Here is an 11,273-nt window from a genome sequence, read left to right as displayed (position 1 = left end):
GTTACTACATCAGCTCCGAGGTGCTCGACGCCCAGGCCTTCAACGCCACCATCCGGGCGCACTGGGCCATCGAGAACGACTGCCACTGGGTGCTGGACGTCAACTACCGCGAGGATGCCTGCCTGATCCGGCGCGACCACGGCCCGCACAACATGGCCACGCTGCGGCGCATCGCCCAGAACCAGATCAAGCTCGACGCCGGCAAGGGCAGCCAGAAGACCAAGCGCAAGCGCATGGGCTGGAGCGATGACTACCTCCAGGCGCTCTTCGGCTTGACTCCAGCCTCACTCAGCCCTGCACAAATTTCGAGCGATGGCTGATGCAATCGCCCTGGGTAGGCAGCTCAGAAAAAGGTCGAGACCACGACGGGAACCGATGCCGCATGAACTGCCGGGTAGGCAGCTCAGAAAAACCAGGCCCGCAGCACCAGCAGCGAGGACGGGTGAACTGCCGGGTAGGCAGCTCAGAAAAGTGCCAGGCGCGCCGGGACACGGGACGGAATGTGAACTGCCGGGTAGGCAGCTCAGAAATGAGCCCAGCCGCGCCAGGGCAGCGCCCGGCCGTGAACTGCCGGGTAGGCAGCTCAGAAAAACCGTCATGACGAGCGAAGCCGCATCGAACTGTGAACTGCCGGGTAGGCAGCTCAGAAATCGAAGGCCGTGAACAGCAGGCCGCCAGCCGCGTGAACTGCCGGGTAGGCAGCTCAGAAATCACAGCTGCACGAGGCGGAACTCGTCATTGCGTGAACTGCCGGGTAGGCAGCTCAGAAATTGAAGCCCCAGGCCAGGTGCAGCTCCCACTTGTGAACTGCCGGGTAGGCAGCTCAGAAAGGCCACCGTGGCCGGTCCTGCTCGGGCCTCAGGTGAACTGCCGGGTAGGCAGCTCAGAAAAGCCCTCACCCTGAGCCCCCAGGGCACCAGCCGTGAACTGCCGGGTAGGCAGCTCAGAAAATGCGCAAAATCGAAGCCCGAATGATCGAAGCGTGAACTGCCGGGTAGGCAGCTCAGAAACTTGGCAATACCGTCGTGACCTGCCGGGTCCGGTGAACTGCTGGGTAGGCAGCTCAGAAATTACTTGGTGAGAACGTGACAGTAATCACCGGGTGAACTGCCGGGTAGGCAGCTCAGAAAACCTGAGCCCCCAGCGCCAGGGCAGCGCCCGGGTGAACTGCCGGGTAGGCAGCTCAGAAATTGGGAGACGCACGCGCCGGCCGACGACGAGCGTGAACTGCCGGGTAGGCAGCTCAGAAAGCTGCCCCGCAGCCGCCCGCAGCGGTCATCGGGTGAACTGCCGGGTAGGCAGCTCAGAAAATTCGAGCTGTCCGGCCTCGTCAGTGCTGATGGTGAACTGCCGGGTAGGCAGCTCAGAAATCAGGCCGGGTCGACGGTCTGCAGCCATCACCGTGAACTGCCGGGTAGGCAGCTCAGAAAGAGACGCTGCAGCCGATCGGCTCGCCGCTGCTGTGAACTGCCGGGTAGGCAGCTCAGAAAACACCTCGATCAGATCCATGCTCTGCGTCCCGGTGAACTGCCGGGTAGGCAGCTCAGAAAAAGGTGGCCAAGCACCGGTTGGCGTTCGACCTGTGAACTGCCGGGTAGGCAGCTCAGAAAATGCGGCATAGACCAAGCGCGATTTAGGGCTGGTGAACTGCCGGGTAGGCAGCTCAGAAAGTTGCCGCGCGTGATGCGGCCCCAGGTCACATGTGAACTGCCGGGTAGGCAGCTCAGAAAATTCGGCGGTGATGCCGGTCAGGTCGAGGGCCGTGAACTGCCGGGTAGGCAGCTCAGAAAAGGCGCCGGCCGGGATCAGCCAGTCGTCGACCGTGAACTGCCGGGTAGGCAGCTCAGAAAGACCTGTGCAGTCGGGCCGACTTCTCGAGCGAGTGAACTGCCGGGTAGGCAGCTCAGAAAAGCTCGGTCGCCGTCAGCTCGCCGTCCGCCAGGTGAACTGCCGGGTAGGCAGCTCAGAAATTTGTGCCCAGCGCGCCGGCATTGCTCATGATGTGAACTGCCGGGTAGGCAGCTCAGAAATGCTGATCACCAAAGACGACATCGACTTTGCCGTGAACTGCCGGGTAGGCAGCTCAGAAATGGCCGGCGAGATGCCGCGGGGCCGTGTGACCGTGAACTGCCGGGTAGGCAGCTCAGAAATACACCTGGGACGACCCCAGCGACATCGAGACGTGAACTGCCGGGTAGGCAGCTCAGAAAACCCACACGCTACGGCAACCTCCTCTTCCGTCGTGAACTGCCGGGTAGGCAGCTCAGAAATCTGCCGACCTGCCTCCCGCCGTCCTTGATGCGTGAACTGCCGGGTAGGCAGCTCAGAAAATCCCCTGGCAGATCAGCCGCGCGGTGCTGGCGTGAACTGCCGGGTAGGCAGCTCAGAAACGGCAGCTCGCCGAGCAGCCGATCCAGCTCGGGTGAACTGCCGGGTAGGCAGCTCAGAAAGGGGGATGAAGGAGCGAAGCGGAGACATCCCCGTGAACTGCCGGGTAGGCAGCTCAGAAAGTGCGAAACCGCACCGCCTATTCGATCGCTGGAGCGACCTGGCGCCCCGATCAGAGATCGGCGTCCGCCGACTCCAGCATTCTCTGGCTCTGCTGGGCCAGGGGCTTGGTGGCCCAGGCCCAGGCCGAGGCCACGCCCTCGCGGCGGACGCAGGCCCGGACCTGGGCGCGCAGCTCGCGGCGCGGGCCGCGAATCCGCTCGACGGTGCAGCGGCCGGTGACCGCCTCGACGATGTGCATGTCGACTTTCATGGAGTCCTTGGAGTTGTGGCTGGCCCCGGATGGCGGGCCGGCTGGGTGGGTAGGCTTCGCATCATGCCAGCCCGGCGTCCGCCGCCTGACAGGCGGCCCACTCAGCCGCGCATCAGGAAGGCCACCGTCATCGCCAGACCGGTCAGCACCACGCCGGTGCGCACCCAGGCGGCCGGAAGCCGTCGCGCCAGCCGCGCGCCGATGAAGCCGCCCAGCGTGGCGGCCACCATCATCACCAGCGCCTGCGGCCAGGCCACTGCGCCGGCCCAGGCGAAGGCGGCCACCGACAGCAGCGACAGCACCAGCGAGTTCAGGTTCTTCAGCGCGTTGGCGGTGTTGAGGCTGGATTCGCCGGTCAGCGTGTAGAGCGCCATCAGCAGAATGCCCAGGCCGCCGTTGAAATAGCCGCCGTAGACGGCCACCGCGAACAGGCCGAGCCGCTGCGCCAGCAGCGACGATGACGCGGCCTCTGGCGCGCTGGCGCTGCGGGCCCGGCGCGCGGCCACCAGACGGGGCCCGAGCGCGAACAGCACGGTGGCGAACAGCAGCAGCCACGGCACCGCGGCCGAGAACAGCCGGGCCGGCGTGACCAGCAGCAGCCCGGCTCCGGCCAGGCCGCCCAGCGCGCAGATCAGCGCCTCGGCCTGGCGGCGTGCGGCCGGCAGCTCGGCGAGCTCGCGCCGGAAGCCCAGCGCGCTGCCGAGGTAGCCGGGGCTGACCGCCACCGCGCTGGTCGCATTGGCGACGATCGGCGGCAGGCCGGTCCAGACCAGCGCGGGAAAGGTGAGGAAGCTGCCACCGCCGGCGATCGCGTTGAGCGCGCCGGCGCCCAGCGCCGAGGCGCTCAGCAGCAGCAGATGGGAGAGGTTCAGGGACAGATCGAGTGCGGACATGCCCCCGAGTGTCTCAGCTCCGCGTGCGGCGGGCGCGGGCCTCGCCGGCCTGCGGGCGCACCATCAGCTGGCGGCGCGCCTCCGGATAGATCAGCGACTCCTCCAGATCGATGTGATCCTTGTAGAGCTCGGTGAAGACGGCCGTGCCCTGGCGCAGCGCGTCGATGTCGTACCAGCTGTAGCCCTGCGCGACCGCATCGAGCTGCGCCGACAGCGCCAGCCAGTCTTCCTCGAGCCAGCCGTGATCCTGCTGCAGGCGCAGGATGTGCTGCACCAGCTCGGCGTCGCCGCTGGCGAGCAGGCCGGGAAAGACCAGCCGCTCCTCGTCGGCATGGTGGGCGCGCGCGGTCTGGCTGAAGAAGCGCACGATGTCGGAGGCCATGCGGCGTGCCACCGCATCGACGCCCTGGTCGTCCAGATGATCGACCAGGGCGGCCATGTCGCGCAGCGTCGCCAGCACCTCGCGGTGGCAGGTGTCCAGCGCCTCGAATTCCTGCTCGACCGGGATCGGCACCGGCAGGACGGCTTCGGCGGCAAGGGATGCGGACAGGCTCATGATCGACTCCTGGGTTGGTGCGCTGCAGCAGCGCGATGGGTCCATTCTTGGCCTGCCGACGGCACGCGGGTTGAGCGAGGTCAACCCGGCATCAGTCCGGAAGAAATTCACATTTCAGGTGCATCCGCGCCGATCTTGCCTCATTCTGGTGCTTTCTCGGCATGAATCTTCGCCGCCTGGCCGCACAGATAGGTCCAGACCAGCATCGCGGCGGCATTGCTGCTGAGCTCGGCGTGGTCGTAGGGCGGCGCGACCTCGACGCAGTCCATGCCGACCCAGTTCTCGCCGGCGAGCTCCTCGAGCAGCGTCAGCGCCTGCGCGGTCGTCAGTCCGCCGGGCTCGGGCGTGCCGGTGCCCGGCGCGAAGGCCGGATCGAGCGCGTCGATGTCGAAGCTGAGGTAGAGCGGCGGCTGGCCGCGGGCCGCCCAGCGCGCCTTCAGCGTGTCGATGAGCTCGGCGAGCTGGGCGGCGCTCTCGCGCCCGCGCAGGTCGCGTGCGGTCCAGATCAGGCCGCCCTGGTCGCGCACGTACTCGCGCGCGGCGCGGTGGCCGGCGCTGCGGATGCCGATCTGCGCGAAGGCCTGCGGATCGACCAGGCCCTCCTGGATCGCCTCGTACACCCAGGTGCCGTGGCCGCTGGGCTCGCCGAAATGGTCTTCCCAGGTGTCGCAGTGGGCGTCGAAGTGCAGCACGCCGAGCGGGCGGCCGTGGTGCTGGCGCTGCGCGCGCAGCAGCGACAGCGTGATCGAGTGGTCGCCGCCGAGCCAGACCATGTGCTGGCGCGCCAGCAGCGCCGCGGCCTGCGGCTCCAGCGCCGCGCGCATCCGCTCCAGGCTGGTGTTGGGCAGCGCCAGGTCGCCGTGGTCGCACAGCAGCGCGTCCGGCGAGACCTCGAACAGCGGATGGATGCCGTCGCACAGCATGTGGCTGGCCTGGCGGATGGCGCGCGGGCCGAAGCGCGCGCCGGGGCGGTTGGTGACGGCGCCGTCCCAGGCGATGCCGGCCAGGCCGAAGGGGCGGGGTTGCGGGCCGGCGGGCACCTTCATGAAGGTGTGCGCGGACAGGAAGGCGAAGGCGTGGTCGCTCATGGCTTGAACCGAGGGTCGATCAGGCCCGCAGTGTGCAAGATCCGCGGCATGAAGACCTCGACCGAAACCCTGCAGGCCCTGCAGACCCTGCACGCCGCCGAGGTGCGGCGCTATCTCGACACCCACCCGCGCTCGGTCGCGCTGGCCGACGAGGCCACGCGCCACTGGCTCTACGGCCTGCCGATGCACTGGATGCGCGACTGGCCGGCGCCGCGGCCGCTCTTCGTCGCCGAGGCGCACGGGGCGCGGCTGCGCTGCGTCGACGGTCATGCCTACGACGATTTCTGCCTGGGCGACACCGGCGCGATGTTCGGCCACAGCCCGGCGCCGGTGGCGCAGGCGCTGGCGCTGCAGGCCGGGCGCGGCCTGACCGCGATGCTGCCGCCCGAGACGCTGCCCGACATCGGCCGGCGGCTGGCCGCGCTGTTCGGGCTGCCGCGCTGGCAGGTCACGCTGAGCGCGACCGATGCCAACCGCTTCGTGCTGCGCTGGGCGCGCGCGATCACCGCCCGGCCGAAGCTGCTGGTCTTCGAGGGCTGCTATCACGGCACCGTCGACGACACGCTGGTCGACCGCGCCGACGACGGGCGCACGCTCACCCGCGCCAGCCTGCTCGGCCAGGTGCAGGATCTGGCGGTCGGCACCGTCGTCGTGCCGTTCAACGACGCCGCGGCGGTCGAGGCGGCGCTGGCCGGCGGCGACGTCGCGGCGGTGCTGACCGAGCCCGCGCTGACCAACTGCGGCCTGGTGCCGCCGCTGCCGGGTTTCCTGGAGGCGGTGCAGGCGGCCTGCCGGCGTCACGGCACGCTGCTGGTGCTCGACGAGACGCACACGCTGTCGAGCGGCCCTGGCGGGCTGGGCCGCCAGCTCGGGCTGCAGCCGGACTTCCTGGTCGCCGGCAAGGCGGTGGCCGGCGGCATGCCCTGCGCGGTCTACGGCTTCACCGACGCGGTGGCCGAGCGCATGGCCCGCACGAAGGAGGCCGCGCCCGAGGGCCATTCCGGCATCGGCACGACGCTCTCGGGCGGTCTGCTCGGGCTGGCGGCGCTGCAGGCCTGTCTGGCCGAGGTGATGACGCCTGCGGCTTGGGCGCGCATGGAAGCCGGCGCGGCGCGGCTGCAGGCCGCCCTGGAGCGGGTGATCGCCGCGCATGCGCTGCCCTGGAGCGTGACCCGGCTGGGCGCGCGCATGGAGCTGCAGTTCTGTGCCCGCGCGCCGCGCGACGCGCGCGAGGCCGCCGCGGCGATGCACGCGCCGCTGGAGCGGCTGCTGCACCTGTGGCTGCTCAACCGAGGCGTGCTGCTGACGCCCTTCCACGACATGCTGCTGGTCTCGCCCGAGACGGCCGACGCGGCGATCGACCGGGTCGCGGCGCTGCTGGACGGCTTTCTTGCCGGTCTGGCCCCCGCCTGATCCGGAATTTTCATGCTGCCGAACATCGTTTCATAATGTGGAAAATTATTCTGTTGCGGCGCACCAAAATTTTCCATCGTGAGAAAACATTTCCCATGATGTGCAATATTGTCGCTAAGTTGTTGATTTTATTGAGATCAAAAAGATGTCTTATATAAGACATAAGTGTTGGCGGCCGGAGAGGTCGGGATTAAGCTTGAGCCATCGAACACGCCGTGTTCAGCCTCCTTGAAACACCGTCGAACGGAGAGACTCATGACGAACCTGACCCGCGAACAACAGATCGCCGCCCTCGAGAAGGACTGGGCCGAGAACCCCCGCTGGAAGCTGGTGAAGCGCGGCTACAGCGCCGCCGACGTCGTGCGTCTGCGCGGCTCGCTGCAGCCCGAGTACACCCTGGCCCAGCGTGGCGCCAAGGTCCTGTGGGACAAGGTCAACGGCGGCGCCAAGAAGGGCTACGTCAACGCCTTCGGTGCGATCACCGCCGGTCAGGCGATGCAGCAGGCCAAGGCCGGCCTGGAAGCGGTGTACCTGTCGGGCTGGCAGGTCGCCGCCGACGGCAACACCTCGGAAACCATGTACCCGGACCAGTCGCTGTACGCCTACGACTCGGTGCCGACGATGGTCCGTCGCATCAACAACACCTTCAAGCGCGCCGACGAGATCCAGTGGTCGCGTGGCGTGAACCCGGGCGACGAAGGCTACATCGACTACTTCCTGCCGATCGTCGCTGACGCGGAAGCCGGTTTCGGTGGCGTGCTCAACGCCTTCGAGCTGATGAAGAACATGATCGCGTCGGGCGCTGCCGGCGTTCACTTCGAAGACCAGCTGGCCGCGGCCAAGAAGTGCGGTCACATGGGCGGCAAGGTGCTGGTCCCGACCCGCGAAGCCGTCGAGAAGCTGATCTCCGCGCGTTTCGCCGCCGACGTCATGGGCGTGCCGACCCTGATCCTGGCCCGCACCGACGCGGAAGCGGCCAACCTGATCACCTCGGACTACGACGAGAACGACAAGCCCTTCCTGACCGGCGAGCGCACCCAGGAAGGCTTCTTCCGCGTGAAGAACGGTCTGGAGCAGTCGATCAGCCGTGGCGTCGCCTACGCGCCGTACGCCGACCTGGTGTGGTGCGAGACCGGCGTGCCCGACATCGGCTTCGCCCGTGAATTCGCTCAGGCCGTGCTGGCCGCCTGCCCGGGCAAGCTGCTGTCGTACAACTGCTCGCCGTCGTTCAACTGGAAGAAGAACCTGAGCGACAGCCAGATCGCTTCCTTCCAGGAAGAGCTGAGCGCGCTGGGCTACAAGTACCAGTTCATCACCCTGGCCGGCATCCACGTCAACTGGTACAACACCTTCAAGTTCGCCCACGCCTATGCCCGCGGCGAAGGCATGAAGCACTACGTCAACATGGTGCAGGAGCCGGAATTCCAGGCCCGCGAGCAAGGCTACACCTTCGTGTCGCACCAGCAGGAAGTCGGCACCGGCTACTTCGACGAAGTGACCACCGTGATCCAGGGCGGGTCGTCCAGCGTCAAGGCGCTGACCGGCTCGACCGAGGAAGAGCAGTTCCACTGATGACTGCTCCGGCGCCCGTGCGGGCCGGTCCGTGATCCGGTCGGCCGCGCGGGTGCCAACCCACAGTTCATGTGGCTTTGCAACGTTCTGTTTTGAGTTCTGTTCTTGAAGGCCTCGGAGTTCATGCCTCCGGGGCCTCTTTTTTTGTGCGATCCCGAGGGGGCCGCCCGCTCGGCAGGAGCGGATGCCATCGGATAAAATGCGCAGATCCTTCCGATCCACCGACCAGCAAGACACGGGAAAGGCACCAAGGGTGATGACACCGCGAACTTCACCGTCATCTCAGGCCGCCACGGCGGTCTGACCGGTCGGCCGCGGCTTGTTTCCCGACAGTCCCCAGACGGAAAGCGCGGCGGCCCCGCGCTTTTTGCTTTTCCGAATTCCTCTTCCGTCCAAGGTTTCCCGATGATCTCGATCCAGCTCCCCGATGGCTCCCTGCGTGAATTTCCCGGCCCGGTCACGGTGGCCGATGTCGCCGCGTCGATCGGCACCGGCCTGGCCAAGGCGGCCCTGGCCGGGCGCGTCGGTGCGGGCGAGGGCGCGCGCCTGGTCGACACCAGCCACCTGATCGAGGCCGACACGAAGCTGGCGATCATCACCGCCAAGGATGCCGACGGCCTGGACGTCATCCGCCACTCGACCGCGCACCTGCTGGCCTATGCCGTCAAGGAGCTGTTCCCCGACGCGCAGGTCACCATCGGCCCGACGATCGAGCACGGCTTCTACTACGACTTCGCCTACAAGCGCCCCTTCACGCCCGAGGACCTGGCGGCCATCGAGAAGAAGATGCTTGAGCTGGCGAACAAGGACGAGAAGGTGGTGCGCAGCGTGCTGCCGCGCGACGAGGCGGTGGCCTACTTCAAGTCGATCGGCGAGGCCTACAAGGCCGAGATCATCGAGAGCATCCCGGCCGACCAGGACGTCTCGCTCTACGCTGAAGGGGCGTTCACCGACCTGTGCCGCGGCCCGCACGTGCCCAGCACCGGCAAGCTGAAGTTCTTCAAGCTGATGAAGGTGGCCGGCGCCTACTGGCGCGGCGACCACCGCAACGAGATGCTGCAGCGCGTCTACGGTACCGCCTGGGCCACCAAGGACGACCTGCAGAAGTACCTGACGATGCTCGAGGAGGCCGAGAAGCGCGACCACCGCCGCCTGGGCCGCGAGCTCGATCTCTTCCACATGGACGAGCATTCGCCCGGCACCGTGTTCTGGCATCCGAAGGGCTGGACGGTCTGGCAGGCGGTCGAGCAGTACATGCGCGCCGTCTACCGCGACAACGGCTACCAGGAGGTCAAGGGCCCGCAGATCCTCGACAAGGGCCTGTGGGAGAAGACCGGCCACTGGAACAAGTACCGCGACAACATGTTCGTGACCGAGTCGGAAAAGCGCGACTACGCGCTCAAGCCGATGAACTGCCCTGGCCACATCCTGATCTACAAGCAGGGCATCAAGAGCTACCGCGACCTGCCGCTGCGCTACGGCGAGTTCGGCCAGTGCCACCGCAACGAGCCCACCGGCGGCCTGCACGGCATCATGCGCGTGCGCGGCTTCACGCAGGACGACGGCCACATCTTCTGCACCGAGGACCAGATCCAGGCCGAGTGCGACGCCTTCACCGCGCTGCTGCAGAAGGTCTACGCCGACTTCGGCTTCACCGAGATTCTCTACAAGGTCGCGACTCGCCCGGAAAAGCGCATCGGCGCCGACGCGCTGTGGGACAAGGCCGAGACGGCGCTGATCGAGAGCCTGCGCCGCACCGGCTGCGAGTTCGAGATCGCCCCGGGCGACGGCGCGTTCTACGGTCCGAAGATCGAGTACACGCTGAAGGACGCGCTCGGCCGCCACTGGCAGTGCGGCACGATCCAGGTCGATTTCTCGCTCCCCGAGCGCCTGGGTGCGGAATATGTCGCGGAATCGGGTGACCGGGTGCATCCGGTCATGCTGCACCGCGCCATTCTTGGCAGTCTCGAGCGCTTCATCGGCATCCTGATCGAGGAACACGCCGGCGCGCTGCCCGCCTGGCTGGCGCCGATCCAGGTCGTGGTGCTGAACATTACCGATGCGCAGGCCGACTATGCGCGCGACGTGGCCAAAACGCTGCAAAAACAAGGACTTAGGGTCTCGCTCGATTTGCGCAATGAAAAGATCACGTATAAAATCCGCGAGCATTCTTTGCAGAAGGTTCCTTACCTGCTCGTTGTCGGTGACAAGGAGAGGGCCGCGGGGGCCGTTGCAGTGCGCGCCCGAGGCAATCAGGACCTCGGGGTGATGGCTCTCGAAGCCTTCTCCCAGAAGATCGCTGCCGAACTGGCTCCCGCGCGGGGCGAGTGAGGTCCAGCGGTCTTTCGTCCTTGTCCTCAGGCGTGAATCCATGGTTTTTGGGTCGCCAGCCCTTGAAGGAATCTCACCATCGCTACCTTTCTTGATCGCCGCACGCCCAACGCGGAGCGCAAGCATCGTCTCAACCGCGAGATCGTCGTCCCCGAAGTCCGTCTGAACGGACCGGAAAACGAGCCGCTGGGCATCGTCAGCATCCAGGAGGCCCTGCGGCTGGCCGCCGAAAGCGACGTGGACCTGGTGGAGATCTCCGCGACGGCGCAGCCGCCGGTGTGCCGCCTGATGGACTACGGCAAGTTCAAGTATCAGGAACAGAAGCGTGCCGCGGAGGCCAAGGCCAAGCAGCACGTCATCGACGTGAAGGAAGTCAAGTTCCGTCCGGGCACGGACGAAGGCGACTACCAGATCAAGATGCGCAACCTGCGCCGCTTCCTGGAAGACGGCGACAAGGGCAAGGTCACGCTGCGTTTCCGTGGCCGCGAGATCACCCACCAGGACATCGGCATGCGCCTGCTGGAGCGGGTGCGCGACGAGCTGACCGACGTGTCGGTGGTCGAGCACATGCCCAAGCTCGAAGGCCGCCAGATGATCATGGTGCTGGCGCCCAAGCGCAAGAAGTGATCGCCGTCGGCCCCGTTCCTCACGGGGCTGGC

At 66.9% G+C, this 11,273-nt stretch carries 9 protein-coding genes and 1 CRISPR repeat array; of the genes, 5 read left to right on the top strand and 4 right to left on the bottom strand.

What is annotated here, in order from left to right; all coding sequences use genetic code 11:
- The coding region (locus tag BW996_RS15470) for an ISAs1 family transposase (RefSeq protein ID WP_139330909.1) at positions 1-320 on the top strand (320 nt) is incomplete at its 5' end.
- 62 nt (positions 321-382) lie between these two features.
- A CRISPR array of direct repeats spans positions 383-2,510; the repeat unit is 28 nt; unit sequence GTGAACTGCCGGGTAGGCAGCTCAGAAA.
- Between the two features lie 50 nt (positions 2,511-2,560).
- Here the strand turns inward: BW996_RS15470 and BW996_RS15465 are convergent.
- From BW996_RS15465 to speB, 4 genes are all read right to left on the bottom strand, one after another.
- Positions 2,561-2,761, bottom strand: a complete 201-nt coding sequence (locus BW996_RS15465; RefSeq protein ID WP_139330908.1) for a hypothetical protein — start codon at positions 2,759-2,761, stop codon at positions 2,561-2,563.
- Positions 2,762-2,862: 101 nt separating this feature from the next.
- Positions 2,863-3,654 (bottom strand): sulfite exporter TauE/SafE family protein, encoded by a 792-nt coding sequence (locus BW996_RS15460; RefSeq protein WP_037483036.1) that lies wholly within the window; start codon positions 3,652-3,654, stop codon positions 2,863-2,865.
- Positions 3,655-3,667: 13 nt separating this feature from the next.
- Positions 3,668-4,210, bottom strand: a complete 543-nt coding sequence (locus BW996_RS15455; protein WP_081838171.1) for a hemerythrin domain-containing protein — start codon at positions 4,208-4,210, stop codon at positions 3,668-3,670.
- Positions 4,211-4,350: 140 nt separating this feature from the next.
- The gene (speB, locus tag BW996_RS15450) at positions 4,351-5,298 is read right to left on the bottom strand and encodes an agmatinase (RefSeq protein ID WP_037483033.1); all 948 of its coding nucleotides are present in this window, start codon (positions 5,296-5,298) and stop codon (positions 4,351-4,353) included.
- Positions 5,299-5,346: 48 nt separating this feature from the next.
- On the opposite strand from speB, the gene BW996_RS15445 reads away from it, so the two are divergent.
- The 4 genes from BW996_RS15445 (at position 5,347) to infC (ending at position 11,241) form a co-directional block, all read left to right on the top strand.
- On the top strand, positions 5,347-6,711 hold the full coding sequence (locus BW996_RS15445; RefSeq protein ID WP_037483031.1) for a transaminase: 1,365 nt from the start codon (positions 5,347-5,349) through the stop codon (positions 6,709-6,711).
- A 255-nt stretch (positions 6,712-6,966) separates the two neighbouring features.
- Positions 6,967-8,283: an isocitrate lyase gene (gene aceA / locus BW996_RS15440; protein WP_037483029.1), complete on the top strand. Its 1,317-nt coding sequence runs from the start codon at positions 6,967-6,969 to the stop codon at positions 8,281-8,283.
- A 405-nt stretch (positions 8,284-8,688) separates the two neighbouring features.
- Positions 8,689-10,614, top strand: coding sequence for a threonine--tRNA ligase (gene thrS / locus BW996_RS15435; RefSeq protein ID WP_037483028.1), 1,926 nt, complete (start codon positions 8,689-8,691; stop codon positions 10,612-10,614).
- Positions 10,615-10,692: 78 nt separating this feature from the next.
- Positions 10,693-11,241: a translation initiation factor IF-3 gene (gene infC / locus BW996_RS15430; RefSeq protein ID WP_076458999.1), complete on the top strand. Its 549-nt coding sequence runs from the start codon at positions 10,693-10,695 to the stop codon at positions 11,239-11,241.
- The last annotated feature ends 32 nt before the right edge of the window (positions 11,242-11,273 follow it).

The sequence above is a fragment of the Sphaerotilus natans genome, from assembly GCF_900156335.1.
GTDB lineage: Bacteria > Pseudomonadota > Gammaproteobacteria > Burkholderiales > Burkholderiaceae_C > Sphaerotilus > Sphaerotilus natans.
This window is presented reverse-complemented; position numbering and strand designations above follow the sequence as displayed.

Coding starts and splice junctions, on each gene's coding strand:
- thrS (WP_037483028.1), top strand. CDS start 8,689: ATGATCTCGATCCAGCTCCCCGATGGCTCCCTGCGTGAATTTCCCGGC.
- speB (WP_037483033.1), bottom strand. CDS start 5,298: ATGAGCGACCACGCCTTCGCCTTCCTGTCCGCGCACACCTTCATGAAG.
- BW996_RS15465 (WP_139330908.1), bottom strand. CDS start 2,761: ATGAAAGTCGACATGCACATCGTCGAGGCGGTCACCGGCCGCTGCACC.
- BW996_RS15460 (WP_037483036.1), bottom strand. CDS start 3,654: ATGTCCGCACTCGATCTGTCCCTGAACCTCTCCCATCTGCTGCTGCTG.
- BW996_RS15445 (WP_037483031.1), top strand. CDS start 5,347: ATGAAGACCTCGACCGAAACCCTGCAGGCCCTGCAGACCCTGCACGCC.
- BW996_RS15455 (WP_081838171.1), bottom strand. CDS start 4,210: ATGAGCCTGTCCGCATCCCTTGCCGCCGAAGCCGTCCTGCCGGTGCCG.
- aceA (WP_037483029.1), top strand. CDS start 6,967: ATGACGAACCTGACCCGCGAACAACAGATCGCCGCCCTCGAGAAGGAC.